This window comes from Paenibacillus sp. JNU01 (assembly GCF_059130585.1).
On sequence record NZ_CP169723.1, the window covers coordinates 6000683 to 6026338 of the forward strand.

Genomic DNA, 25656 nt, shown 5'->3' on the forward strand with positions numbered 1-25656 from the left:
GGATATAAAAGCTGTAAGACTTTGACCCAAAAAATATAGCGAATGAGTGTTTTTGAACACATTCGCAAAAAATCAGTAAAATTACATGGCGATGGTATCGATTTGGAGCGACTTTTGGATTTGCGAAGCAAACCAAGGGAAGCGAGAAGTCGAAACCGGAGCCACACGAAACCGGAGCATTTGGAGGTAAATAAATGAGCAACTTAAAAGTATATCAATATGCCAAATGCGGCACATGCCGCAAAGCTGTAAAGTGGCTTGAAGCGCAAGGACATGAGCTGGAGCTAATCCCCATTTTTGACACACCACCATCAGAATCTGAACTAACAGAATTGATCCAGAAAAGCGGGCTCGAGGTGAAAAAGTTCTTTAATACGAGCGGGGAAGTGTACAAAGAACAACAATTGAAGGACAAGCTGCCAGGCATGTCCGCTGATGAACAGATTCGTTTGTTGGCTTCCAATGGTCGGTTGATCAAACGTCCGATTGTTACGGATGGAGAAAAGGTGACAGTTGGTTTCAAGGAAGAAACGTTCGAGCAGGAATGGAATAACGCATAAGCGTGCTGAATACCAGCCTTGAATTGTTCAAGATTCAGGGCTTTTTTGGCTGAACGATGGTTGGCGGAACTATGCTATAATGATAGAATTAGTTTCGTATTTTATATGCTAGATCAGGATAGGAGAGAACAAATTCAAGTGAATCAACGTAATGAACCTACTTTGTTGCTGGTGGACGGTATGGCGGTGTTGTTCCGTGCTTTTTATGCGACATCTGCAAGCGGATATATCAGACGTACAAAGGCAGGATTGCCTACCAACGCAGTCTACGGATTTATCCGTTATTTCTGGGATGCGGTTCAGACTTTTGGGCCAAGTCATGTCGTATGTTGTTGGGATATGGGCGGTAAGACGTTCCGCGGTGAAGAATATGCAGCCTACAAAGGCAACCGGTCTGAAGCTCCGGATGACCTGATTCCCCAGTTCGCCCTGATTCGTGAAGTCATGGATAGCCTGGGTATTCCGAATATAGGTGCACAAGGATTCGAAGCTGACGATTGCATCGGGACGCTTGCTAAGTATTATACCGAAGAGACAGATATGAATGTTATGGTACTGACGGGTGACCACGACATGTTGCAACTGATTAATGATCGCACGAGTATCATTATTATGAAAAAAGGCCATGGCAACTACATGGTGTACAATCCTGAAACGCTCATGGCAGAGAAACAACTGACACCTCGCCAAGTCATTGACATGAAGGGTCTGATGGGAGATGCCAGTGACAACTATCCCGGAGTACGGGGAATTGGTGAGAAAACAGCGTTGAAGCTTGTACAGGAATATGGCTCCATTGAAGGGATTTTGAGCAACATGGATAAACTGACCCCTTCGGTGCGTAACAAGATTGAGAATGATCTGGACATGCTTCATCTGTCCCGCAAACTGGCAGAGATTCATTGTGCTGTTCCGGTTGCCTGTGCGCTGGATATCTGTGAATTGCGTCTTGATCCGGATATGGTGATGGACAAGTTTGAACAACTTGAGATGAAGAGCCTCGGCTCTTGGATGGGAGTGGCAATAGGGTGAGCAACATGAAGAACGTACGATCAGGCAAAAAGTGGTGGACAGGGGCTATGGCCCTCGTCCTGGCCTTGCCAATAATTCTTTCGGGAGCAGTAAGTGCGCCACAGACAGTGGATGCCAAAGCAGCAATTAGCACCAAAGTACAGAAAGTAAAAGCAGCAGGACGTAATTTTACCGTACAGACCGTTTCGATTCCGAAGGGAACACCGGTTACCGTTGGACTCGCGAAGAAGCAAGTTGGCCAGACGGCTACATTGCCATCGATTGTGAAAGCCTATGGTGCACAAGCAGCCATTAACGGAGCATTTTTCGAAGCATATAACGGAGCGCCAGATCCATACGGCATGTTAATAGCAAATGGTAAGGTCATACATATTGGAAGATACGGAACATCCATCGGATTTAAGGAAGATGGCTCGGCGATCATGGATTCACTTCAGGTGAGTTTGACAGGTAAAGTAACAGATACAAAAGGCAAATCACGCAGTTGGTATGCGACATTTATTAATCGAACACCCTCTGCGAATGCAAGCATTACGATGCTGTATACACCTGAACGAGGTGCGACAGTCGGGTTCAAAGGTGGTACTGCAGTAGTCATGGAGAAAGGCATCGTGACCAAAAAAGTCCCTAACACCAATGTAGCCATTCCTAAGAATGGCTCTGTGCTGGTCTTCACAGGCAACCAAAAGTCCTCTTCAGATCGTTTCACCGTTGGCTCAACCGTAGAAATGAATTACAAATATACGAACGCAGCAGGTAAAGAGATTCCTTGGCAAGATGTGGTGACCGCTGTGGGAGCAGGTCCGCGTCTGGTGAAAGACGGCAAGGTAGCTGTAAATCCGACGAGTGAAGGTTTCAAGGATGCCAAGATTCTTAATGCTTCCGGAGCCAGAAGTGGTATCGCAATCATGGCGGACGGTTCTGTTATGCTGGCTACCGTTTCCGGAGCAACAATCAAGGAGTGGGCAGCGGTGATGCAAAAGCTTGGGGCGAAGCAGGCCATGAATCTGGATGGTGGCGCATCTTCAGGCATGTACGCCGGGGGCAAAATGCTGACCTCACCAGGTCGACTTTTGAGTAATACACTCGTGTTTGGTGGCTCTGTTCGTTAAAAGAAAGTGATTATGGGAGGGATGACGCAAATGACACTCACATCTGATCGAAAGCCAGAGGAGGGTAGTACAGCTGTTCTGGCCATCAATGTAGGACTGCCGCAACCGCTCTCTGGGCAGAAGCGTGAAGTGCTGAGCGGCATTGTGAAACACCCTGTATCCGACGCGGTTTTCCTGTCATTCACTGGAATGACAGGGGATGCGCAGGCGGATCTGGTGCATCATGGAGGCCCTGACAAGGCCGTTTGTGTATACGATTACAGTCGTTATCCGGAGCTGGAACAGTTGATGGATCGCAAGCTGGACTGGGGAGCTTGTGGAGAAAATCTGACGGTTGAAGGCTGTGCCGAAGAAGTCGTTCGGATTGGTGATGTCTACGAGTTGGGCGAAGCCACAGTGCAGGTCAGTCAGCCCAGACAACCTTGCTTCAAGCTGGGCGCACGGTATGATTTTAAGGAACTGCCTGTATATTTTCAGGAGAGTGGATATACCGGCTTTTACTTTCGTGTCCTGCAAGAAGGTGAGGTAAGGCCTTCATCGACATTTCGACGGATCAGCACCGATCCTGCATCAATGACCGTTCTTGAAGCCAATCGAATTATGCATCAGGGGAAAGAAAATGTCGAAGGTATCCAGGCGCTGCTGGCCATTTCTGCGCTGTCAGACAGCTGGAGGCAGACGTTAATGAAACGATTGTCCAAGCTGGAGAACAAGTAGCAGGATAACTATAGTGTCATCAAGTAAAGCACGAAAAATGATTTCCTTTTTAAACTAACTTGGGAGTGTGACTAACATGACGATCTTAGGCGCAATTGAAGCAGGCGGAACCAAATTTGTATGTGGTATTGGCACAGAAAACGGAGAAGTTCTGGAACGCGTAAGTTTTCCAACAACAACACCGGAAGAGACAATGGCTCAAGTGATTTCGTTTTTTGAAGGCAAAGGCATTGAAGCTCTGGGCGTAGGTTCATTTGGTCCGATTGATCCGATTGAAGGAAGCCCGACGTATGGCTATATCACAACAACACCGAAGCCACATTGGGGACAATATAACGTGATTGGCAAGCTCAAGGAGCATTTTGATGTACCGATGACATTTGATACGGATGTGAATGGTGCGGCACTTGGAGAAGCAACCTGGGGCGCTGCACAAGGTCTTGAGAGCTGTCTGTATATCACGGTGGGTACAGGTATTGGTGCAGGTGCTGTAGTTGGCGGTAAAATGGTCCATGGATTGTCACATCCAGAGATGGGACATATCATTGTACGCAGACATCCCGAGGATACATATGAAGGTTTCTGTCCGTATCATGGCGACTGCCTCGAAGGCCTTGCAGCAGGCCCAGCCATTAACAAACGTTGGGAGCAACCGGCTTATGAACTGCCTGCAGATCATAAAGCATGGGAGATTGAAGCACATTATCTGGCACATGCACTGATGAATTATGTTCTCATTCTCTCTCCACAGAAGATTGTTATGGGTGGCGGAGTAATGAAGCAGGAGCACCTGTTACCGATGGTTCGTAGCAAACTGCAGGAGTTGCTGGCTGGATATGTTCAGCATCCCGCACTTCAATCCGAGATTGACCAGTATGTTGTTTCACCGGGACTTGGTGACAATGCGGGACTATGTGGTTCGCTGGCGCTTGCCAAACTGGCATTAAATAAGTAGATCAATAAGAGATTGACGAATTTTACCATTGTGGTATGATATGGACAACAGCATAGTACGGTTAATGAGGAAGCACCTCTCTTGCATGGATTTTGCAGGAGAGGTGTTTTTTTGTGCTGCCTTTAGGTAGTGTAGCTAACCCGTTTAGGCTGAAATGTTAAAGGGAGGGAACGGAGATGGAAGTCATTTTCATGAACAGATTGTCCAGAATGTCAGATCAAAATGCAGAGTATGCACAGCTATGGATTGGGGAAGAGGAAGATGGTTGGCAGCTGGGATGGAGTCGCTACGAGGAAGGAGAACGTGAGGACAGCATCTGGTATGAAGGGACTTCTTGGGAGGAACTGCTTCATATTTATCGTCATCAGCTCGCCATACAGATGAGTGAGGGATACCGACCGCAGTTACAGGGGTTATTTCATGAGAATGATGATTTGAAGTTGCGCAGTTATGGTGGGCAGCGACTCCATTGTTACAGTGAGTTATACGGCAATGAGCAGTTATATACGGATTTGTGCGCCTGGCGTAGAAAGAGAGCCGTGTCTGACAGGAAGGCACCGTATTTTATTGCAACGAATCGTCTGCTGCGTTTGATCAGTGCCTTTGTGCCGCAATCGATGGATGAACTGATGCAATTGCCGGGCGTAGGGGAGAGCAAAGCGACCGACTATGGTGCTGAATGGATGGAGATTACGAACGGGTTGGAGCGTTCAACGACATTCCCGCTTGAATGGGTGTACACGGCGCTGAAGGAAGAAGAGTATGAGAACTGGTTATACAAGCAGAGAGAGCAGAAGTACAAACAGGAACTTGATAAGTTCACCACGCGCAAGCAGGTGCTTGAAGGCATGAAGGAAGGGCATACGTTAGAAGAAATCGTTAATCGATCCGGATTATCCCGACGCGAGTTGATTGAGCTGTTAGAGGCACTGGATCTCGAAGGTTATGACACCGATTGCCTTCTTGATGTGGAGCTTGCTGTGATGCCAGAGAACGAACAAGAGGCTGTATGGAGTGCATATGAGGAGCTGGGAGATACGTTCCTGAAGCCAGTATTACATAAGGTGTATGGAGCGGAGAAGCCCGACGGAGGAAGTCTGGAGCAGGTCTATGAAAAACTGCGCATGATTCGCATCCGCTTCCGTCGGCATGCAGAGACAGAGCGGAATGTAAGTTAGTTGCAGGGTATAGAAAAAGACGACGCGTTCCTCCAAGAGGAGCGCATCGTCTTTGTTATTTCGTACGAGTTCATACCCAGTCTTTTTTGCGGAAAATGAAGAACATGCTCAGGCCCAGTGTAACCATCAGGCCAATCACAACAAAATAGCTGTATTTCCAGTTAAGCTCGGGCATATTCGTAAAGTTCATACCGTATATACCGGTAATAACCGTCAGCGGCATGAAGACCGTGGTAATGGCGGTAAACACACGCATGATCTCATTCGCCCGGTTCGCTATACTGGATTGGTAGGCTTCTCGCAAGTTGCCCATCAGGTCGCGATAAGTCTCAAAGGTTTCCGATATTTTTACGGCATTTTCATAGATGTCACTGAAATACTTTTGCAGTTGATCATCGATGAGACGCAGGTCTTTTTTGTTCAGTGTGTTAATGACCTCTTTCTGAGGTCCAAGGACTTTTTTCAGCCACAGAATCTCACTGCGCAGCCCGATGATTTCATTCAGATGTGACTTTTTGGTATGCATCAGAATGTCTTCCTCAAGCTTCTCAATCCGTGCTTCAATTCGGTCACCTACGGTGAAATAATTATCAACAATCAAGTCAACCAGCAAATAGAGCAGACGATCCGGTGTACTGATTTCCTGTTCCCACAGGATTGGTTTCAGTGTGCGCAATTCGCTGACCTTTTGCTTCGTAACACTAATAATAAAATGTCTGCCGAGGAACAAGTTGACTGCACGCAGAAAAATCTCTTCATCATCGAAACGTATGCTATTGATCACAATAAAATAATGGTTCTCATAAATTTCAATCTTCGGACGTTGTTCTTCGTCACTAAGACAGTCTTCCACAGCCAGATCATGCATCAAGAACAGCGGTTGAAGTACCGCCAAATCGTCTACATCTGCATCAATCCAGTAAAATCCTTCCGCTGGTGGAGTCAGCGCCTGCTGAATATCGTCCACCGGAATAAACACACCGTTGTTTACCAACCGGATTTTCATCGTTAATCTACTCCTTCTGCACCCGCCAACTCGGCGGATATTATCATTATGGGCGCAAAAAGAACAAATCAGCCGGTCGGCAGCGGAGCCTGGAGATCAGGGCTGCGTTCACTATATAATCAAACGGAAGTCACGTCCCGCTGCCGGCATGCTGATGTCAATTCTCTATGCAGTTTGTCGGAATTCGGCTGCCAGTCAGGCCTCGGGTCGCCATCCATTTAATATGTCACCTCTCACATAAGGGTTTATAACACCTTGTTTAGTATACCGCTGGTACAAGGTGCTTTCAAGCGCAAAAATGTGTCTATTTCGCGCCCTGAGGCAGTGTATGACAACGGATGAAGAACGGTTCCGATCTGGACAGCAGACATAGAACTGCACCTTGACGTAAAGGCATTAATGTAATAAAGTAGACGGTGAACCATATTAAATTACAATCTAATACAGCGAAATCTTATCAAGAGTAGGTGGAGGGACTGGCCCGATGAAACCCGGCAACCGGCGGTATACCGCACGGTGCTAATTCTTGCAGCGACCTAGTGTCAAGTGGCACTGTTGTAACTGAGAGATGAGAGAGGCGCATATCTATTTACATATGACCTTTCTCGAAATCCGAGGAAGGTCTTTGTCATATGCCCCGACTTCTCAGCAGTGATTTTCGCTAAGGAACTTGAGGTTGTTTGTAACGTTGGATGAAAGAGCAATTCAATGTTTTTACAAGCTCAAGGCAGTCTGTCACTGTATTGATGTGAAGACATCAAGCCAGTGGCGGCTGCATCTATCTATGCACAAGGAGGAGTTAGACTTACCATGCCAATCAAAATTCCGGATACTTTACCAGCAAAAGAAGTACTTGAAGGAGAGAATATCTTCGTCATGGATGAAACTTCTGCATACCAGCAGGATATTCGTCCACTCCGTATCGCTATATTAAACCTGATGCCGACAAAGGAAACGACCGAAACACAATTGCTTCGTCTGGTCGGAAACACGCCTATTCAGGTGGATGTTGTTCTCGTACACCCCAAATCCCATACGTCGAAGAATACGTCTCAGGAGTATTTGGATCTGTTCTATAAAACCTTCGACGAGATTGAACACCGACGTTTCGATGGCATGATTATTACGGGTGCCCCGGTGGAACAGATGGATTTCGAAGACGTGAACTATTGGAATGAGATCCAGGAGATCTTCGAATGGACCAAAACCAATGTGACTTCAACCCTCCACATATGTTGGGCTTCCCAAGCAGGTTTATACCATCATTTTGATGTGCCGAAAGTACCACTTGATGAAAAGTGCTTTGGCGTTTTCCCACATACGATCAATAAACCACATGTTCCATTGTTGCGTGGATTTGATGAAGTATTCAACGTTCCACATTCCCGTCATACGGAAGTGAGACGCGAAGATATTGAAAAGAATGAAAATTTAGAGATTTTGGCTGAATCCGAGGAAGCGGGTATCTTCCTGGTTGCGACCAAAGACGGCAAACAAATTTTTGCCACAGGTCATGCCGAGTACGACCCGTTCTCATTAAAGTGGGAGTATGACCGGGATGTAGCCAAAGGATTGGATATTGCACTACCTAGACATTATTATCCGAATGACGACCCTTCCCGTATACCACCGGCTACTTGGCGAGCTCATGCCAACTTATTATTCTCTAACTGGCTCAATTACTATGTGTATCAAGAAACACCTTACGATATTGGCCCGCAAATCTAATCGAGATTACAGGAGGATGCAGCAATGGAAGACAACAACAAGTTGAAAATCGAAAGCCGCTTAGCACAAATAGGGTCCATCAATGAACCGGTAACAGGCGCCATTAACTTTCCGATCTATCAATCCACTGCGTTTCGCCACCCGAAGCTAGGACAAAGCACGGGGTTTGATTATATTCGTACGACGAATCCAACCCGTAAGGTATTGGAAGAAGCAGCCGCAGCGCTGGAGTCCGGTGATGCGGGGTTTGCCTGTAGCTCGGGTATGGCTGCCCTGCAAACGATCTTTGCCATGTTTGGTCAAGGGGATCATCTGATTGTATCGTTGGATCTATACGGTGGAACCTATCGTCTGCTTGAACGCATTCTGTCTCGTTTTGGCGTAACTGCCAGTTATGTAGATACGAATGACCTGGCAGCACTGGAGAAGGTTCGTCAGCCAAATACCAAAGCGGTATTTATTGAGACACCAACCAATCCATTGATGATGATCACCGATGTGGAAGCCGTTGCTTCCTGGGCGAAAAGTTACAACCTGTTGACCATTGTTGACAACACGTTGTTGACTCCATTTTTCCAACGTCCGATTGAACTGGGTGCCGATATCATCATTCATAGCGCTACCAAATATCTGGGCGGACACAATGATGTGCTGGCCGGACTAATTATAACCAAGGGTGAGGCATTATCTGCAGAGATGGCGTTCCTGCATAATTCCATTGGAGCGGTATTGTCTCCAAGTGACTCCTACCAGTTGATGAAAGGCATGAAAACGCTGGCTCTTCGCATGGAGCGTCATGAGTACAATGCGCTTACCATTGCCAAATATTTGCTTGAGCATCCAGCAGTGGGTGAAGTGTATCATCCAGGCCTGTCGGATCATCCAGGGTATGAGATACAAAATAAACAATCCACAGGTAACACAGGTATTTTCTCTTTTAAAGTGAAGGATGCACGTTACGTTGAACCATTGCTGCGTCATATCAAACTGATTGCTTTTGCCGAAAGTCTCGGTGGAGTGGAATCACTCATGACCTACCCAGCGGTACAAACGCATGCGGATATTCCGCTTGAAATTCGTGATGCTGTAGGTGTCGATGACCGACTGCTCCGGTTCTCTGTAGGCATTGAACATGCGGATGATCTGATTGCAGATCTTGGCAATGCTCTGACAGCTGCACAACAGGAAGTTGAAGGAGGCGTGCACTCATGAGTGAGTCCAACAACAAGCCCAATTCTGAATTGAAATTTGATACCAAATTGCTTCATTTTGGTGATGAAATTGACAAAACAACTGGAGCCTCCAGTGTGCCAATCTATCAAGCCTCAACCTTCCATCATTTTGATATCTTCAATCCGCCTCAACATGATTACAGTCGTTCGGGTAATCCGACACGTCAGGCTCTGGAAGATTACATCACACTGCTGGAGGGCGGAGCGCGAGGATTCGCCTATTCATCGGGGATGGCTGCGATCTCCAGCGTGTTCATGATGTTCTCCGCAGGGGATCACATGATTGTAACGGAAGATGTATATGGAGGCACATATCGGTTGCTTACTTCCATATTAAGCCGTATGCAGATTGAGACGACTTTTGTGGACATGACCAATATAGATGAAGTAAAAGCGGCGCTCAAGCCGAACACCAAGGCAGTTTATATGGAAACACCGTCCAACCCTACTCTGCGTATTACGGATATCGCTGCCGTAACTGACTGGTCGAAGGAACATGACCTGATCACGATTCTGGATAACACCTTTATGACACCGTACTATCAGCGTCCAATTGAGCTTGGTGTGGATATCGTCGTACATAGTGCTACCAAGTTCCTAGGGGGGCATAGTGATGTGCTGGCAGGCTTAGCAGTTGCTCGCACGGAATCACTTGGCGTACAACTGAAACAGTTGCAAAATGGACTTGGAACTGTACTCGGGGCACAAGAATCCTGGCTTCTGATGCGCGGGATGAAAACCTTGGGGGCTCGTATGGCTCATAGTGAACGGAGTACAGCCAGACTTGCGGCATGGCTTAATGAGCGCAGTGATATTACCGCTGTCTTTTACCCTGGACTGGAGGATCATCCGGGCCGAGAGGCACATGAGCGCCAGTCAACAGGATATGGAGCTGTCGTTTCATTTGACGTCGGTTCAGGAGATCGTGCAAAAGCAGTTCTTAACCGGGTGAAGCTACCCATTGTTGCTGTAAGCCTGGGAGCTGTCGAGAGTATTCTGTCCTACCCAGCGATGATGTCTCATGCAGCAATGCCGGCTGAGGTTCGCCGGGACCGTGGCATTACAGACGGGTTGCTGCGTTTCTCGGTAGGTCTGGAAGATATCGAAGATCTGATTGTAGATTTGGAACAAGCACTTCAGGAATCCTAACAAAAGGGAGTGTCCAAATACCCTTATGAGTATCACTTAAGTTCGGATAAATTCCATTCCATATGTAAAAAATTTTACTTATTTTTAAAGCACCTGTACATAAGGTGCTTTTTTTCACATGTAACCTGTGTTACGATATGTGGAGTACAGAAATGCGATGTTGCCACCAGAACTTGCTTCTTTTGAACAAGTTGGGACGGATCGTTATATAATTTCTCTTCATGAGGGAGGCTTTTTTACGATGAGTACGGTAGACCGTATCTTAGATAAAGCCCTTCGGGGCGAACGTTTGGACTTGGAAGACACGATTCAGTTATTTGAATCCAATGAAGTGGACAAAATCGGGGCAGCTGCTAATGTCGTTATGAAACGCATGCACCCTGAGCCATACAGAACATTTGTAATTGGGCGTAACGTCAACTACACGAACGTGTGTGATGTGTACTGCCGTTTTTGTGCTTTCTACCGCAGACCTGGTTCAGATGAAGGTTATGTGCTTCCAGATGAAGTTATTTTCCAGAAGATTCAGGAAACGGAAGATGTGAATGGTACCGAAATTTTGATGCAAGGTGGAACGAATCCAAACTTGCCTTTCAGCTATTATACAGACCTGTTGAAAGCCATCAAGGAGCGTTTCCCGAACATCACGATGCACTCGTTCTCACCTGCTGAGATTATGAAAATGGTTGAAGTCTCCGATGGCCTTACATTGGAAGAGGTTGTTCGTGCTATACACGAAGCTGGACTGGATTCCTTGCCTGGCGGCGGCGCTGAAATTCTGGATGACCGTACACGTCGGAAAATCAGCCGTTTGAAAGGTTCATGGCGGGATTGGATGGACGTTATGCAAACTGCACACCGCATCGGCATGAATACCACGGCAACGATGGTTATCGGCCTTGGTGAATCGATGGAAGAGCGTGCTTTACACTTGCTCCGTGTACGTGAAGCTCAGGATGAATGTATTGCGAACAAGTATGATTCCGAAGGTTTCCTGGCGTTCATTCCTTGGACTTTCCAGCCAGACAATACCAACCTTAAGCTGGAGCGTCAGACGCCGGAAGAGTACTTGAAGACTGTAGCCATCAGCCGACTGGTGCTTGATAATATTAAGAACATTCAATCCTCTTGGGTAACCATGGGTCCTGAGATCGGTAAGAAGTCGCTTGAATTTGGATGTAATGACTTCGGCAGCACCATGATTGAAGAGAACGTTGTATCTGCTGCGGGTGCAACTTACAAAGTGAACATTGAATCCATTTTACGTTTGATTCGAGAGGCCGGTTATATTCCCGCACAACGTAACACCCGTTACGACATCTTGCGCATGTTCGATGAAGAGAATACCGTGCATGAAGATTTCGTAATGCAGAACTAATTATAATATTTGTATACCACTTCCATATATGCTGATCGTTAGATGAGTATTTATGAAGCATGCCCGCTGATTACTCCGTCTGGAGGAACGGCGGGCTTTTTGATTTTTTCTGGAGATTGAGGTCATTAAACAGTACATGTTACGCAATTGGCGATATTTTATATTGTAATTGAACTGTTACAATGAAAAGGAACTTGTGTAGTCAGACATGTTGGAAGGGGCAAACCAATGAAGAGAAGAACACTTGGAAAGACCGAACTGGACGTTCCTGTATTGAGCTTTGGAGCATCCTCACTTGGCTCTGTATTTCGTGACATTGACCGGGAAGAGGGAATTCGCACTGTACATGCTGCTGTAGATGCCGGAATGAATTACATAGACGTTTCGCCTTATTATGGATTGACAAAGGCAGAGACGGTGTTGGGTGAGGCTATCCGCAGCTTGCCGCGCAGTTCATATATGTTATCAACCAAAGCCGGACGGTATGGGGAAAATGAGTTTGATTTTTCACGTAAGCGTATTCAGGATAGTGTACAAGAGAGCCTCAAGCGATTGCATACCGATTATATTGATATTTTGTTCCTGCATGATATTGAATTTGTGCCAGCAGAGATTATTATCGAAGAAGCTTTTCCAACGTTGCTGCGTCTGAAAGAACAGGGAGTTATTCGTCATGCGGGCATTTGCGGATTACCCTTGCCATTGTTCGAGAAGGTTCTGCCACAGATCAATGCGGATGCGATCATCTCGTATTGTCATTATTCATTGAACGATACCTCATTGTTATCTTTGTTGCCTTTGTTGGAAAAGGAAGAAATTGGCCTCGTGAATGCTTCGCCTCTTTCTATGGGCTTGTTAAGCACCCGAGGTGCTCCTGCTTGGCATCCGGCAGGTGAACGGGTGAAGCAGCTCTGTCTGGAGGCTGCACAATTCTGTGCAGATCATGGCAGTGACATTGCCAAGCTGGCCGTGCAATTTTCCACGTCGAATGAACGTATTCCAACTACACTGGTGAGCAGTGCTAACCAGCGTAATATCGTCAATAACGCAGCCTGGATCGAAGAACCGATAGATCAAGGGCTGCTGGATGAAGTGCTGCGCAAATTGGCTCCATTGCATAACGAGACGTGGTCAAGCGGGCGTCCTGAATATAATGCGGAGTTATAACAACATGACATTAGAAACATTCAAGGGGGAACAATGATGAGAGCCATTGTGTGTGAAGAAATAGATCGTCTAGAGCTGCAAGACCTGCCTCAACCGGAACGTGCAGAAGGAGAGGCGCTGGTTGCGATAAGGCGGATTGGAATCTGTGGAACAGATCTGCATGCATATAAAGGCAATCAGCCATTCTTTACCTATCCTCGCGTGCTGGGTCATGAACTGGCGGGTGTTATTGAAGAGATCGGTCCGAACGATGCAGGGCTACGTCCAGGGGATCAGGTAAGCATTATTCCATATCTGCATTGCGGTCATTGTATTGCTTGTCGCAGTGGAAAAACCAATTGTTGTGTGTCCATGCAAGTCATGGGCGTCCATGTAGACGGAGGCATGAGAGAAAGAATCAGCGTGCCGGTCTCACATCTGCTTTCAGCAGAAGGTTTGACACTGGATGAGACCGCAATGGTAGAACCCTTAAGCATTGGAGCCCATGCGGTCAGGAGAGCGGGAATTAAGCCTGGTGAGCATGTAGTTGTGATTGGAGCTGGCCCGATTGGGCTTGGCGTCATGGCATTTGCCAAACAATCAGGTGCCCATGTTATTGCCGTTGACCGTAACCTGGACAGGCTCGAGCTTAGCCGGACTTGGGCTGGAGCGGATGAATTGGTACAGGCCAATGAACAGGCTGTACAACAAGTGGCTGAAATTACGGGAGGCGACTATGCTACAGCGGTCTTCGACGCAACCGGTAACGTGAATTCCATGAATGAGGCCATTCAATATGTGGCGCACAGTGGTCAACTCATTTTCGTCGGACTGGTGAAAGCGGATATTACTTTCCATGATCCTGAGTTTCACAAGCGGGAGATGAGCATGCTGGGCAGCCGAAACGCAACCCGTGAAGATTTTGAACAAGTCTTGTCAACCCTGCGTCAAAAGAAATTAAGTATGAATGGTTATATCACACACCGAGTGGAGTTTGATGAGTTACCTGCTACAATCGACCAATGGCTCTTGCCAGATTCACATGTAGTCAAAGCCATCGTTGAGCTATAATCACAAGTAAATCGGATAACAGAAAAAAACGCTCTCTGACCTTGGTGGACAATACCATCCATAGGGAAAGAGAGCGTTTTTTTATTTGTCCGGATTGGTCATAATGCCCGCATGCGGATCAATGTGACGCACAATGGACTTCAACCAGACCATCTCCAGAACATGTACCTCATAATAAAGTGCACCGGGGATCTGTCTGATCCATCCTTCCGTCATCGCGAGTTGTGTTGAGTCAGAAGTGGCTTCCAGCGTTCCAGGTTCACGGCGCAGACGTTTGCGTACAGCTTTTTCAACCTGAGAGCTTTGTGTGGTCAAAATACATACTTTACGTTTGGAAGAGAAACCCCTGAACGCAATGTAGACCATTTCATAAGCAATAAGGTAGGCGATTACGGAATACATCGCTTGGTCCCAGCCAAAGACAACACCTGCGGCTGTCAGTATTAACAAGTTAAGCAGCATGATTATTTTTTCGATAAGCATCCGTTTTCCGCTAAATACACGTTCAGGTGGGCGGGAAGAGGGATCACCGATTTCTAGCGTATCCAGTGTCCCGCCGTACCGCACGACGAGCCCAATTCCAAGTCCGAGACATAATCCGCCAAACATGGCGGCAGCCAGCGGGTGCTCTACAAGTGGCGGCATGGGATGAAGCACAATGGCACCGATCGAAAAGACAACCAGACCCAGCACAGTAACCAATACAAAGTTCTTCTTCACAATCTTGTAGGACAGAAATATGAACGGAACATTGAATAAAAATAGGAATAATCCAATCCTCATTTCCGTCCAGTGGGCGAAGAGGGAGGAAATGCCTGTAATGCCTCCAATAATGATCTTATTGGGATGTAAGAACAATTCAAGTCCCACGGAGGCCAGAATTCCACCCATAATCACGAGCAATAGGTTTAACCAGCGGCGGGTGGATGATATTCTGGTCTTGGCGGTGGCTGGCACCGGATTAGCCGATATCAGAGGTGCTTTCATAGGTCATCCTCCTTTGTGCGGCTTTCGAGCCATTCTCCCTGGGTTAGTCACAGAAAGACCGGCGCAGAGCCGCGAAGTACGATCGTATGTCTGTTCTGCACAGACATAGGCATTACCCTTCTTTCTGCAGTACCTTTGGTTCTTCTTTCTTTTTCCGAGGATCTTTGAACTTGAATATTTTATCCAATAAACGGAATACATGTTTGGACTCTTTGGTTAATAAAGGCCCCAGAATGGCCAGAATTAGGACATACAGTGCGGCAAATGGTTGAATCATTGGCAGCAGTCCTCCGGCTTTACCCATGTTGGCCAAGATGATGGAAAATTCACCTCGTGACACAATGGTTAATCCAATATTGGCTGATGCTTTGGGCGATAGGCCTGCACTGCGACCGGCCATCATGCCTGCAAGGAAGTTACCGAACAATGTAATAACAACTGCAATCAGAGCTAACCATACGGCTTCGCCACCCAGAGACAACGGATCAATGGACAGTCCGAAGCTGAAGAAGAAGATGGCTCCGAAGAAGTCACGGAACGGCAGAATCAAGTGCTCAATCCGTTTCGCGTGTTCTGTTTCAGCAAGCACCAGTCCAACCAATAATGCACCGATCGCTTCGGCAACATGAATGGTCTCAGAGAAGCCGGCTACGAGGAACAAAGCTCCGAATACAACAAGAGAGAATAGCTCATTCGATCGTATTTTAAGCAACTTGTTTAGTAGCGGCGTTGCTTTGCGTCCAAGAATTATGACGATAAGCATGAATCCGAGGGCAATAAGTGCGGACATGAGCACGCCTCCGATGGAGGATGAATCACTAAGCACAAGTCCGGACAAGATCGAGATATATACAGCGAGGAATACATCTTCGAACATGATAATACCCAATATCATCTCTGTTTCCGGATTGGCTGTTCGTTTCAAATCAACGAGTACCTTGGCCACGATCGCACTGGAAGAGATGGTAGTTATACCTGCGATAATAAGTGCTTCTGCAACTGGGAAACCGGACATAAAACCGAATATTAATCCCAGCGTAAAGTTAATTCCGATATAGATCGAGCCGCCAACTGCAATAGAGCGACCCGATTTAATTAAACGACCTACCGAGAATTCAAGTCCGAGGTAGAAGAGAAGAAACAGAATACCGATCCGACCCATGAAATCAATAAAAGGCTGGCTTTCAATGAAGCGGAAGTCCAGATGCCAGATTTTCATGGCATGTGGCCCAACGGCCATCCCGATCAGAATATAAAACGGAACGACCGAAAATCTTAGTTTTGCTGATAAAAGGCCGGCTGCCGCAATGAGCACAAGGGCCAGACCTACTTCGAATATCAGATGATCCATCTATTTACCCCCTTCCAGTCAGGAGGAGGGATTTAAACAGTTTCTGCTGATTGCGTTCGCCAACGGCTACTACCGTGGATTCTGCACTGATAACTACCTCCGGACCTGGGCTGATGTGTTTTTTGTGATTTTTTTCTACAACGGCAATAACCGTCGCCCCAGAGTTTTGACGTACATCCAATTCACCGATGGATTTGCCGATACATCCGAAGGATGGTTCGATTTTGTACCACTCGATAATCAGGTCGTCAAACGTGACTTCAATATTTTCAAGCTGCTTTGGCTTGTAAGTTAATCCACCTACAATAGCAGCAATTTGTCGTGCTTCGTAATCGTCAAGTGTGATCATCGAGATGCTTTGATCGGGATCATCATACTCGAAGTGGTACATTTCCCGGCGACCGTCATCGTGAATAATAATGACAATTTTATCACCGCTGCTTGTTTCAATCTGAAATTTTTTGCCGATTCCCGGCAAGTCTGTTTCGCGTACATCCATGGATTGTTGCCTCCTTATATTTAGGGGCTGGCCACAGAAGACAGGCTTATTTCCCGAAAATGTATAATCTGCTGCTCTAGGGAACATCAAAAGATGCGGGTAAACAGAGCCAGAAATTCCTGACACAGCCATATGATTTGAATTTGTAAGTGTGGGTACAACAAAAATAGGTTCGTTCGTTAAGGCGATAAACATCGCTTTGTATCTAACGTGTGCAATAAGGGTTATAAGATATGCACAAGCGCACCGTCTTTAATACAGAGGTGTCTCCATGCAAAAGCAACCTGTAAATACGTCGTAACGGCTACTGAAGAGCGTTCGCGTATTTTGGTGCTATAGGGGTGAGGGATACATACATACTGGTGAACTTAATAGGTAGCAGAAATAATCTGCGTTTAAACAAACAATACCACGGTTTAAAGGACAGACCCGTTGTAGGGATTCGCAGCATTAATAACAATGCGAGGACAAGAAAGACAGGCTTATTATGCGTAACCGCAATCAGCTTGGTCATGACTTGTGGATATTTGCGAATAACAGGTTTCTGCTGGATTTCGGGTATTTGCAACAGCACTTCCTTGTTGGAAGTTGCTTCAACAGACACCCCAACAGCAGATTCGGACTGCGTCGGAATAGGGAAGCACAAGGCTTGGAAAACGCACAAAATGATAATGATCGTGTAGTGGAGTATTCTAGGTTGTTGTCGCATTTTGGCTTCCCTCCTTTTCCGTGAAACATACTGTTATTAAAATAATAACACATTTTTGTCTTAACTCCAAACCTCTTCATAATATACTGAGAAATCATGACACGCTTTCCATCAATCCGCTTCGTATATCCCCATCGGCCTTGCCATATACTTTGAAGAGGAAGGAAAGGAGTGATTCTTGTGGAACTGTTTGCTGTATGGACCGATGTATCTGGGCAAGAGGAAGCGGATCAATTTTATCGTTGTGTCAAGGAAAAAACCAAAGGTTTACATATAAGTAAAAGAGGATTCAGGCTTGTCTTCAAACATAATGATGGAAGAGCAGCCTGGGTGTGCAGAGGGAATGAGAATCACGAAGACTTCCAGCAATGGCTTCCCCGGATCAGTGATCTGCTCTCCCTTGGGCTCGCCGATTTCATTATGGAGACACAAGAACGTAACATGGTGGAGGATATGATCGCCAAGGCATGTTCTGTCATGGATGAGCATGAGGTGGAGAAGGTCAATCGAATCTGCATGCCACTACTATTAAATGGTGATCTGGATCAACCTGGACTCCGGGAGCGCCGTCGTACTACGTTGGCTAGTGGACTACGGCAGGATTTGGAGGATGTTCACTTTTTTCACCTTGAAGGCATTATCAACTTCCGCATACGGCCATATAAACAGGAGCTTCAGGAATTAGTGGAGTATGCGCTGGATGAGTTCTGGATGGATCGGCAGTATGAAGAATTTATGGGGCTGTTAAAATATTTTGTATTTTTTCAAGAAGCCAAAGTACCTCTGGTTCATCTTGTACACAAGGGAATGCATGAATTTCAGGTCCTGGATGCTGGACTTAATCTGTTACCCGTGCAAAAGGATGAACAGGTTGTTGTGGAAATGCCGGGTCTGGAACTGGAGATGGATATTGAAGATATGATTGTAAGTACACTCATCTCGATCTCTCCTGAGAAAGTTATGCTGCATACACGTACCCCGGATCTGCCGATCATCTCAACCATATGCCAGATCTTTGAAGACAAGGTACAAATATGCCATCATTGCCCGGAATGTGAAGTGCTGCGTTCAGGATTGTTGACAGGTCTTGACGCAAGTGATCTCGGCAATTATAATAACTGTTGATCCATGATTTTTTCATGTGAACCATTGAACCAAAAGCGTTGACAAAGACAATGACCACACGCACGATCGGTGCAGAGAGAGGAACCTTGGCTGAAATTTCCTCCGGATATCACGTATGGTTTACCCCTTTGTAGCTGCAATTTTGAAAGTGGAGTTAGAACATCACCTTTTTTGGGGATTATCCGCGAGTAAGGATCTGCCGGGTCATGCCCGTTATCGTCATGCCAATGAGGGCTGTGTCTCCGAATAGGATGAATCAGCTGAATTAGGGTGGAACCACGAGTATATATCACTCGTCCCTTTGCCGGGACGGGTGTTTTTTGCGTTCCTTTGCAAAATGATTGGAATAGCATTAGATAATCAATCCATGAACATTAGGACATGAAGGTTACATTAACAGGAGGAATGAGACAAATGGCAGTTAACATTAAATTACCGGATGGTTCGGTACGTGAGTACGCGGAGGGCAGCACCATTGAGGACGTAGCGGCTTCGATTAGCAGCGGATTGCGCAAAAATGCCGTAGCCGGCAAGCTGGATGGTATCGTGGTGGACTTGTCCACAACACTTCATGAAGGAGCATTGGTGGAGATCGTAACTTTGGATTCACCAGAAGGACTTGAAGTGATGCGTCATAGTACAGCTCACTTGATGGCTCAAGCCGTGAAACGTTTATTTGGTAACCAAGAGGTACGCCTTGGTATTGGCCCGGTCATCGAAGATGGTTTTTACTATGATATGGACCTCGAACACCCGCTCAATCCTGAAGATCTGCAAAAGATCGAGAAGGAAATGGAGCGTATTGTAAACGAGAACTTGCCAATTGTACGTAAGGAAGTTAGCCGCGAGGACGCGATCAAAACGTTCGAAGAAGTGGGCGATCCCTACAAACTTGAGTTGATTCGTGACTTGCCCGAAGACAGCGTGATCACGATTTACGAGCAAGGTGAATTCTTCGACTTGTGTCGTGGTCCTCACGTGCCATCGACTAGCAAAATCAAAGTGTTCAAACTGATGAATGTCGCGGGTGCTTACTGGCGTGGAGATAGCAAAAACAAAATGCTTCAACGTATCTATGGTACGGCTTTTGTGAAAAAAGCACAGTTGGACGAGCATTTGCACTTCCTCGAAGAGGCTCGCAAACGGGATCACCGCAAGCTGGGTAAAGAGCTCGAAATGTTCACATTCTCCCAATTGGTTGGCCAAGGTCTGCCAATCTGGTTGCCTAACGGTGCGAAGCTGCGCCGTACCCTGGAGCGTTATATTGTGGATCTGGAAGAAAGCCTTGGATACCAGCATGTATACACACCGGTTCTGGGGAACGTGGAATTGTACAAAACATCTGGACACTGGGAGCACTACCAGGAAGATATGTTCCCGAAAATGGTTATGGATAACGAGGAACTCGTTCTCCGTCCAATGAACTGTCCTCACCATATGATGGTGTACAAGTCCAGCATGCACAGCTACCGTGATCTGCCAATCCGTATTGCTGAGCTTGGCATGATGCACCGTTATGAAATGTCAGGAGCGTTGACAGGTCTGCACCGTGTACGTGCAATGACTCTGAATGACTCACACATTTTTGCACGCCCGGATCAGATTAAAGAAGAGTTCGCTCGTGTTATCGAATTGATTCAAACGGTGTACAAGGATTTCGGTATCAACGAATATCGTTTCCGTCTGTCGTATCGCGATCCGAAGGATACCGAGAAATACTTCCAGAACGACGAGATGTGGGAGATGTCCCAACGCATGCTGCGTGAAGTTGTGGAAGAGCTTGACCTTCCATTCTATGAAGCAGAAGGTGAAGCTGCGTTCTACGGTCCGAAGCTGGATGTGCAGATCAAAACAGCATTGGGCAAAGAAGAGACATTGTCTACAGTCCAACTGGACTTCCTGTTGCCTGAGCGCTTTGAGCTTGAATATGTGGGAGATGACGGACAGAAACATCGTCCGGTCGTTATTCACCGTGGTGTAATCAGTACGATGGAACGTTTCACAGCATTCTTGCTGGAGAACTTTGCAGGAGCTTTCCCGCTGTGGTTGTCTCCGGTTCAGGCCAAAGTGATCCCGGTATCCGGAAACTTCGACGATTATGCGCGTGAAGTGGAAGCGAAGCTGAAACGTGCGGGAATCTCTGCTGAAGCTGATCTGCGGAATGAGAAGCTTGGATATAAAATCCGTGAGGCGCAGCTTGAGAAAATGCCTTATATGTTTGTTGTCGGTGAGAATGAGCGTAATGCAGAAGCGGTATCCGTGCGTAAGCGTGGAGAAGGCGATCTGGGCATGAAACCGGTCGATGAAATTATTGCACAATTGAAAGAGGAAATTGCAACACGTTTGGTGTAAATGAACCATGGATCTATGGGATAACCATTGCATAAGCTGAGCTGATTTATCTGAATAAACGCCTGAGTAACTTGGGAACTCCCTTGTTGTTCAGGCGTTTTTTCGTCGTTTTCAATTTTGAAAAGTATAGATTAATTGCTTTTTGGAAAACCTTTGCAGTGAGGGGGAGGTTGTACAATGAAAAAGCAATTCTCAATTCAAAAGAAAACGATACGGTGTTTACTGGTTGGTTGTGTAATGTTCGCCGGAATAATGATCAGCCTGAATCAGGCGGATGCGTATACATTTGAAGAGGAAAGTGCAGTACTTCATGTCGAGAGTCGAAGCAGTGAGACTTCGATTGAGCGTTCGAGCAAGTCTAATCAAGAATTTTCGGAACAGGCCGACCATCTATACAGCGATGAGGCCCAACTGACAACCATGGTATACATGGCTTTACTGTGGTCACCACAACCGATGGTCATTCCAAAGCCGGAGCTTCCAGATAAACAAGTGGGTAATCCATCTATGCCTGTGCTTGCCCCACGTTCAGAACAGGTTCTTGGCACACAGAAGGTGACAGCAACAGGATATACGGCAGGTGTGGAGTCTACAGGTAAAGGCCCCAAACATCCACAATACGGAATTACGTATTCCGGTGTCAAAGTACGCCGTGATAAAGAAACCGTCTCCACGATTGCAGCTGATCCAAAGTTGTTTCCAATGGGCTCCATTCTATATATTCCGGGCTATGGATACGGGATTGTTGCAGATACCGGTTCGGCGATCAAAGGCAATAAAATTGATCTGTATTTCCCGACAACCAAGCAAGTGTATAAGGAGTGGGGCAAAAAGGATGTGGAGGTACAGGTGATCAGGCAAGGCGCTGGAAAGTGTACAGAAAAGATGCTCAGCGATTTGGCTGATGCGATCAATGTGTACAAATCTGTACCGGATTCTTGGTTGGACAAGGCCATTTAATTTCACATGTGAACATGAATAACAGAAGTGCTCTCTCCACATAATACTGACTGGGGACGAACCCCGCGGTGCAGCAATGCATCGTAAATATGAAGAGAGAGGTGATTCGTTGTGGCTAAAAAATCACAAGGGTATCAAACGCCGAACGAGAAGTACAATGCAGAGTTTGGAGAAGAGAATACAGCATCTAAAGTGAAGCAATCCGCTCAAAACAAAGTTCAAGATAATTTCCAAACACCTGATGAAAAATTCAATGCCGAGTTCGGTGTAGAAAACACAGGCCAAACTGGCCAAGGTCAAGGCAAAGCATCCAAATACAAAAAATAAATGAAGATTCATTAACCCAATGATGATTCAGCACCCTGGAGCAGCAGCTCCAGGGTGTTTTACATATGCGAAGTTTTTACAAAAATATCCTCACATCTCAGTCTTGAGACCGAGATGACTTCCACCTGCCGCCGCTGTTCTCATTGCCTTGTCTGAGTTACACTGGATACATAATAAAGACGAAGGAGACATGAGCGATGAAACGATCTACGCGTGACCGCTGGTGGGTTGGCATACCTCTTATTGCTATAGGTGCAATGATCTTGTTCAGACAATTGGGATATGACATTGATGTAGGATATATTTTCAGAACATATTGGCCGTTATTTTTAATCTGGTGGGGGGCCAAGGGAATCTCCGAGATTCGTCGCAACGGGGGTTATGCTTTTATTGGACCGGTCATCGTACTGGGGATTGGTGGTTACTTTCTTGCCCGTAACCTGGGATGGATTGATTACTCCATGGGGGAGTTCATCCGTTACCTGATCCCGGTTATGCTAATTGGCGGAGGATTATTCGTACTGATTGGGCCACGACGTCGCGACCGGAAACATCATGATAAAATGCAGCCACCTCCAGCACCTGAGCAACCTTATAAACCGTTGTCTCCTGAGGATCTGGAAATGCCATCTTCGTTTGACGAACAGTTCGAGAAAACTTTTGGCAAACCTAAGCAGGAACAGAAGAACGCCTCATATGGCCCTCATTTCACAGGATCAACAGATTCATCATCACAAGAGCATCAATATAAGAAGAAATATCAATCGCATAACTCAAGTGATACTGGATATGAAAAACATTATGATGATGACTACGGGAATGGTTATGGGGATTATGGCAGTGGCAATACCATCAATAAATCAGCGTTCATTGGGGATTTGTATATGGGACAGGAAGTGTTCTCGTTGAAACCGATGAACATCTCGGCCTTTATCGGAGATACCGTTATTGATTTGACCAAAGCACAGATTCCATACGGTGAGACGAAAATTGTCATTTCTTCATTTATCGGTGATGTGAAAGTATTTGTACCAGAAGATATGGATCTGGGTGTGACGGTGACGACGAATTCATTCATTGGAGACATGTCATTGTTGAATCAGAAACGCGGCGGATTCCTGAGTAGTGCGCAGGCTGAAACTGCCCATTATCGTGAGGCAAGCAAAAAGGTGCGCATTATTGTAAGTGTGTTTATCGGAGACGTCAAAGTTAATAAGGTGGGTTAATGCATGATTCGAACAATTCTCAAGGCCAATAAGTGGGAACTGATGATGTATTTTGCGTTAACGGGTCTGATTACGCTGGGTGGATTCTATCTATTATATGGAGAGGTGTTGATGGGGGCTGGCCGTCAAAGGGCATGGACCTATGTTGCCGTTATTGTGCTGGCCACCGTTATCACCGGATATATCGCCGCATTACGACTTCAGCGCAAGATCGACCTGCTCGATCTTAACATGTTGAAAGTGTCCAAGGGTAATCTGGCGGTACGCATGCCTGAAGCGGATGACGCTTCGTTCGGTCGTGTCTACCAGGAGTTCAATGTCATGATGGATTCGATTGAGAAAAAGATGAGACTGCTTCAGCGTCTCGGTGAGCAGGAAGTGATTGAGAAGGAGCAGGCCTCGGAGCGCGCTGTGCTTGAAGAGCGCAAACGAATGGCAAGGGATCTCCATGACACGGTTAGCCAGCAGCTGTTTGCCATGCATATGTCGGCGTCATCCTTACCACGTCTGCTGGAGATGAATCCGGAGCATGGCGGTAAAGTGCTGGACCAGTTAATTCAGATGTCACATATTGCGCAGCGACAGATGCGAGGACTCATTGCCCAACTTCGACCGGTGGAGCTGGAAGGGCGTGATCTCAGCGCGGCACTGGATAGCTGGTTTCCTGATTATTGCCGGCAGAATGGTCTTAAAGGTGTGAAAGAGCTGGAACTGGATGGCGGAATCTCGGATGCCATTGAGCACCAGCTGTTTCTTGTTATTCAGGAGGCGGTTGCCAATGTTGTGAAACATGCAGAGGCAGGCGTGGTCAGTCTGTCCATACGGGAGAGTGAACATCAGATCAGCATGAGCATCAGCGATGATGGTCAGGGATTTTTGCATCAAGCCGAGCGTCCAGGTTCATATGGGTTATCTACCATGCGTGAACGGGCCGAGAAGCTTGGGGGGCAAGTCCAGATTATATCGAAGCCGGGAGCGGGAACGACGGTACGGGTATTGATCCCGAAATTTCCGAATGTTTCTGAATGAATTAAGGGGGAGACGAAATGAGTGGGAAAGTAAACGTAATGATTGTGGATGACCATGACATGGTACGAATGGGCTTGAAAACGTATCTGATGCTGGAACCTACTTTTCATGTGATGGGAGAAGCAGGCCATGGGCAGGATGCGCTCGATCAGTTGCGCAAATTAAATGATAATGAAATGCCCGACTTGATCCTCATGGATCTGATGATGCCGATCATGAATGGCGCAGAAGCAACACAAGCTATCATGACTGAATTTCCAGGGATGAAGATCGTGATGCTCACCAGTTTCCTGGAGGATGATCTTGTTGTGCAAGCGATTGAAGCGGGTGCGGTAAGTTATGTGCTCAAGACAGTCTCTGCTGAAGAATTGATCTATGCTCTTCAAGGGGCTTACAGAGGCATGCCTGTTATGACAGGTGATGTGTCGCAGGCATTGACTCGGGGGATCAGGCAACGTACAGCGAGAGAGAGTGAATCTGGTTTGACTGAACGGGAAAAGGAAGTGCTGTTGCTTATTGCAGAGGGGAAAACCAACAAAGACATTGGAGAAGAATTACATATCAGTATCAAAACCGTCAAAACACATGTGAGCAACCTGCTGATGAAATGTGAGATGGACGATCGAACCCAATTGGCAATCTATGCGCATCGTCAGGGCTGGGTGAAAACGAAAGGATAAAATCCCGTTATGACGGGAAAAACAATCTATTCTTCCGTGCTTTTATCTCCTTTTTAATTGTTTTTAAGGTACGGTTAAGGTTTAAAGTACAAAATAAGGACAGTTAAAGAATATCTCTTGGGAATAAGAGATTGGGAGGTAGAGAGG

General features: G+C 46.5%; 24 protein-coding genes and 1 riboswitch. Of the genes, 19 read left to right on the top strand and 5 right to left on the bottom strand.

Translation table 11 applies throughout. From position 1 onward, the window contains the following. The first annotated feature begins 194 nt into the window (after positions 1 to 194). The 6 genes from NLBNIHML_RS26395 (at position 195) to NLBNIHML_RS26420 (ending at position 5554) form a co-directional block, all read left to right on the top strand. Positions 195 to 560: an arsenate reductase family protein gene (locus NLBNIHML_RS26395; RefSeq protein ID WP_339240850.1), complete on the top strand. Its 366-nt coding sequence runs from the start codon at positions 195 to 197 to the stop codon at positions 558 to 560. A 138-nt stretch (positions 561 to 698) separates the two neighbouring features. Continuing rightward, positions 699 to 1592: a 5'-3' exonuclease gene (locus NLBNIHML_RS26400; RefSeq protein ID WP_339240852.1), complete on the top strand. Its 894-nt coding sequence runs from the start codon at positions 699 to 701 to the stop codon at positions 1590 to 1592. A 5-nt stretch (positions 1593 to 1597) separates the two neighbouring features. Further along, the gene (locus NLBNIHML_RS26405; RefSeq protein ID WP_339240853.1) at positions 1598 to 2704 is read left to right on the top strand and encodes a phosphodiester glycosidase family protein; all 1107 of its coding nucleotides are present in this window, start codon (positions 1598 to 1600) and stop codon (positions 2702 to 2704) included. A gap of 30 nt (positions 2705 to 2734) precedes the next feature. Continuing rightward, a complete protein-coding gene (locus NLBNIHML_RS26410; RefSeq protein ID WP_494353180.1) occupies positions 2735 to 3421 on the top strand; it encodes an MOSC domain-containing protein in 687 nt (228 codons plus the stop codon). A 76-nt stretch (positions 3422 to 3497) separates the two neighbouring features. Beyond that, positions 3498 to 4376 carry an ROK family protein gene (locus tag NLBNIHML_RS26415; RefSeq protein WP_494353181.1) on the top strand — a complete coding sequence of 293 codons (879 nt, stop codon included), beginning with the start codon at positions 3498 to 3500 and terminating at the stop codon, positions 4374 to 4376. Between the two features lie 176 nt (positions 4377 to 4552). Then, positions 4553 to 5554 carry an HRDC domain-containing protein gene (locus NLBNIHML_RS26420; protein WP_339260042.1) on the top strand — a complete coding sequence of 334 codons (1002 nt, stop codon included), beginning with the start codon at positions 4553 to 4555 and terminating at the stop codon, positions 5552 to 5554. Between the two features lie 70 nt (positions 5555 to 5624). Here NLBNIHML_RS26420 and corA read toward each other — a convergent pair whose 3' ends face one another. Next, positions 5625 to 6560 carry a magnesium/cobalt transporter CorA gene (gene corA / locus NLBNIHML_RS26425; RefSeq protein ID WP_062833460.1) on the bottom strand — a complete coding sequence of 312 codons (936 nt, stop codon included), beginning with the start codon at positions 6558 to 6560 and terminating at the stop codon, positions 5625 to 5627. Between the two features lie 451 nt (positions 6561 to 7011). Beyond that, positions 7012 to 7135, top strand: a riboswitch (SAM riboswitch). A gap of 235 nt (positions 7136 to 7370) precedes the next feature. Between corA and metA the strand changes: the two genes are divergently transcribed. The 6 genes from metA to NLBNIHML_RS26455 all read left to right on the top strand — a co-directional run bounded on the left by metA (position 7371) and on the right by NLBNIHML_RS26455 (position 14264). After that, positions 7371 to 8288, top strand: coding sequence for a homoserine O-acetyltransferase MetA (gene metA, locus NLBNIHML_RS26430; RefSeq protein WP_494353182.1), 918 nt, complete (start codon positions 7371 to 7373; stop codon positions 8286 to 8288). Between the two features lie 24 nt (positions 8289 to 8312). Then, positions 8313 to 9500, top strand: coding sequence for a PLP-dependent transferase (locus NLBNIHML_RS26435; RefSeq protein ID WP_342572410.1), 1188 nt, complete (start codon positions 8313 to 8315; stop codon positions 9498 to 9500). Continuing rightward, entirely contained in the window at positions 9497 to 10669 is a 1173-nt protein-coding gene (locus NLBNIHML_RS26440) for a trans-sulfuration enzyme family protein (RefSeq protein WP_339240860.1), read from the top strand. Before NLBNIHML_RS26435 ends, NLBNIHML_RS26440 begins: the two co-directional genes overlap by 4 nt. Before the next feature lie 241 nt (positions 10670 to 10910). Further along, positions 10911 to 12047, top strand: a complete 1137-nt coding sequence (gene mqnC / locus NLBNIHML_RS26445) for a cyclic dehypoxanthinyl futalosine synthase (RefSeq protein ID WP_339240862.1) — start codon at positions 10911 to 10913, stop codon at positions 12045 to 12047. 228 nt (positions 12048 to 12275) lie between these two features. Continuing rightward, positions 12276 to 13214, top strand: coding sequence for an aldo/keto reductase (locus tag NLBNIHML_RS26450; protein WP_494353183.1), 939 nt, complete (start codon positions 12276 to 12278; stop codon positions 13212 to 13214). A gap of 36 nt (positions 13215 to 13250) precedes the next feature. Then, positions 13251 to 14264: a zinc-binding alcohol dehydrogenase family protein gene (locus NLBNIHML_RS26455; protein WP_494354765.1), complete on the top strand. Its 1014-nt coding sequence runs from the start codon at positions 13251 to 13253 to the stop codon at positions 14262 to 14264. An 81-nt stretch (positions 14265 to 14345) separates the two neighbouring features. Here the strand turns inward: NLBNIHML_RS26455 and NLBNIHML_RS26460 are convergent, their stop codons facing one another. The 4 genes from NLBNIHML_RS26460 to NLBNIHML_RS26475 form a co-directional block, all read right to left on the bottom strand. Then, entirely contained in the window at positions 14346 to 15251 is a 906-nt protein-coding gene (locus NLBNIHML_RS26460) for a YitT family protein (RefSeq protein ID WP_494353184.1), read from the bottom strand. A 112-nt stretch (positions 15252 to 15363) separates the two neighbouring features. Next, on the bottom strand, positions 15364 to 16602 hold the full coding sequence (locus tag NLBNIHML_RS26465) for a cation:proton antiporter (protein WP_339240867.1): 1239 nt from the start codon (positions 16600 to 16602) through the stop codon (positions 15364 to 15366). A gap of 4 nt (positions 16603 to 16606) precedes the next feature. Further along, positions 16607 to 17101, bottom strand: a complete 495-nt coding sequence (locus NLBNIHML_RS26470; protein WP_091032736.1) for a cation:proton antiporter regulatory subunit — start codon at positions 17099 to 17101, stop codon at positions 16607 to 16609. 304 nt (positions 17102 to 17405) lie between these two features. Continuing rightward, positions 17406 to 17810, bottom strand: coding sequence for a hypothetical protein (locus tag NLBNIHML_RS26475; protein ID WP_342572413.1), 405 nt, complete (start codon positions 17808 to 17810; stop codon positions 17406 to 17408). 171 nt (positions 17811 to 17981) lie between these two features. Here NLBNIHML_RS26475 and NLBNIHML_RS26480 point away from each other — a divergent pair, with 171 nt between their 5' ends. From NLBNIHML_RS26480 to NLBNIHML_RS26510, 7 genes are all read left to right on the top strand, one after another. After that, positions 17982 to 18935 carry a putative sporulation protein YtxC gene (locus NLBNIHML_RS26480; protein WP_339240871.1) on the top strand — a complete coding sequence of 318 codons (954 nt, stop codon included), beginning with the start codon at positions 17982 to 17984 and terminating at the stop codon, positions 18933 to 18935. Positions 18936 to 19349: 414 nt separating this feature from the next. Further along, positions 19350 to 21287 (top strand): threonine--tRNA ligase, encoded by a 1938-nt coding sequence (gene thrS / locus NLBNIHML_RS26485; protein WP_494353185.1) that lies wholly within the window; start codon positions 19350 to 19352, stop codon positions 21285 to 21287. Between the two features lie 177 nt (positions 21288 to 21464). Continuing rightward, positions 21465 to 22247, top strand: coding sequence for a 3D domain-containing protein (locus tag NLBNIHML_RS26490; protein WP_339260052.1), 783 nt, complete (start codon positions 21465 to 21467; stop codon positions 22245 to 22247). Between the two features lie 111 nt (positions 22248 to 22358). Then, positions 22359 to 22574 (top strand): hypothetical protein, encoded by a 216-nt coding sequence (locus tag NLBNIHML_RS26495; RefSeq protein ID WP_494353186.1) that lies wholly within the window; start codon positions 22359 to 22361, stop codon positions 22572 to 22574. A 197-nt stretch (positions 22575 to 22771) separates the two neighbouring features. Beyond that, the gene (liaF, locus tag NLBNIHML_RS26500; protein WP_339260054.1) at positions 22772 to 23800 is read left to right on the top strand and encodes a cell wall-active antibiotics response protein LiaF; all 1029 of its coding nucleotides are present in this window, start codon (positions 22772 to 22774) and stop codon (positions 23798 to 23800) included. A gap of 3 nt (positions 23801 to 23803) precedes the next feature. Beyond that, the gene (locus tag NLBNIHML_RS26505; RefSeq protein ID WP_339240879.1) at positions 23804 to 24829 is read left to right on the top strand and encodes a HAMP domain-containing sensor histidine kinase; all 1026 of its coding nucleotides are present in this window, start codon (positions 23804 to 23806) and stop codon (positions 24827 to 24829) included. Between the two features lie 17 nt (positions 24830 to 24846). Then, positions 24847 to 25509 (top strand): response regulator, encoded by a 663-nt coding sequence (locus NLBNIHML_RS26510; RefSeq protein WP_339240881.1) that lies wholly within the window; start codon positions 24847 to 24849, stop codon positions 25507 to 25509. Positions 25510 to 25656 lie beyond the last annotated feature (147 nt).

Excerpts from the sequence above, each read along its gene's own strand:
- NLBNIHML_RS26395 (WP_339240850.1), top strand. The coding sequence starts at position 195 with ATGAGCAACTTAAAAGTATATCAATATGCCAAATGCGGCACATGCCGC.
- NLBNIHML_RS26405 (WP_339240853.1), top strand. The coding sequence starts at position 1,598 with ATGAAGAACGTACGATCAGGCAAAAAGTGGTGGACAGGGGCTATGGCC.
- NLBNIHML_RS26410 (WP_494353180.1), top strand. The coding sequence starts at position 2,735 with ATGACACTCACATCTGATCGAAAGCCAGAGGAGGGTAGTACAGCTGTT.
- NLBNIHML_RS26415 (WP_494353181.1), top strand. The coding sequence starts at position 3,498 with ATGACGATCTTAGGCGCAATTGAAGCAGGCGGAACCAAATTTGTATGT.
- NLBNIHML_RS26420 (WP_339260042.1), top strand. The coding sequence starts at position 4,553 with ATGGAAGTCATTTTCATGAACAGATTGTCCAGAATGTCAGATCAAAAT.
- corA (WP_062833460.1), bottom strand. The coding sequence starts at position 6,560 with ATGAAAATCCGGTTGGTAAACAACGGTGTGTTTATTCCGGTGGACGAT.
- metA (WP_494353182.1), top strand. The coding sequence starts at position 7,371 with ATGCCAATCAAAATTCCGGATACTTTACCAGCAAAAGAAGTACTTGAA.
- NLBNIHML_RS26435 (WP_342572410.1), top strand. The coding sequence starts at position 8,313 with ATGGAAGACAACAACAAGTTGAAAATCGAAAGCCGCTTAGCACAAATA.
- NLBNIHML_RS26440 (WP_339240860.1), top strand. The coding sequence starts at position 9,497 with ATGAGTGAGTCCAACAACAAGCCCAATTCTGAATTGAAATTTGATACC.
- mqnC (WP_339240862.1), top strand. The coding sequence starts at position 10,911 with ATGAGTACGGTAGACCGTATCTTAGATAAAGCCCTTCGGGGCGAACGT.
- NLBNIHML_RS26450 (WP_494353183.1), top strand. The coding sequence starts at position 12,276 with ATGAAGAGAAGAACACTTGGAAAGACCGAACTGGACGTTCCTGTATTG.
- NLBNIHML_RS26455 (WP_494354765.1), top strand. The coding sequence starts at position 13,251 with ATGAGAGCCATTGTGTGTGAAGAAATAGATCGTCTAGAGCTGCAAGAC.
- NLBNIHML_RS26460 (WP_494353184.1), bottom strand. The coding sequence starts at position 15,251 with ATGAAAGCACCTCTGATATCGGCTAATCCGGTGCCAGCCACCGCCAAG.
- NLBNIHML_RS26465 (WP_339240867.1), bottom strand. The coding sequence starts at position 16,602 with ATGGATCATCTGATATTCGAAGTAGGTCTGGCCCTTGTGCTCATTGCG.
- NLBNIHML_RS26470 (WP_091032736.1), bottom strand. The coding sequence starts at position 17,101 with ATGGATGTACGCGAAACAGACTTGCCGGGAATCGGCAAAAAATTTCAG.
- NLBNIHML_RS26475 (WP_342572413.1), bottom strand. The coding sequence starts at position 17,810 with ATGCGACAACAACCTAGAATACTCCACTACACGATCATTATCATTTTG.
- thrS (WP_494353185.1), top strand. The coding sequence starts at position 19,350 with ATGGCAGTTAACATTAAATTACCGGATGGTTCGGTACGTGAGTACGCG.
- NLBNIHML_RS26490 (WP_339260052.1), top strand. The coding sequence starts at position 21,465 with ATGAAAAAGCAATTCTCAATTCAAAAGAAAACGATACGGTGTTTACTG.
- liaF (WP_339260054.1), top strand. The coding sequence starts at position 22,772 with ATGAAACGATCTACGCGTGACCGCTGGTGGGTTGGCATACCTCTTATT.
- NLBNIHML_RS26505 (WP_339240879.1), top strand. The coding sequence starts at position 23,804 with ATGATTCGAACAATTCTCAAGGCCAATAAGTGGGAACTGATGATGTAT.
- NLBNIHML_RS26510 (WP_339240881.1), top strand. The coding sequence starts at position 24,847 with ATGAGTGGGAAAGTAAACGTAATGATTGTGGATGACCATGACATGGTA.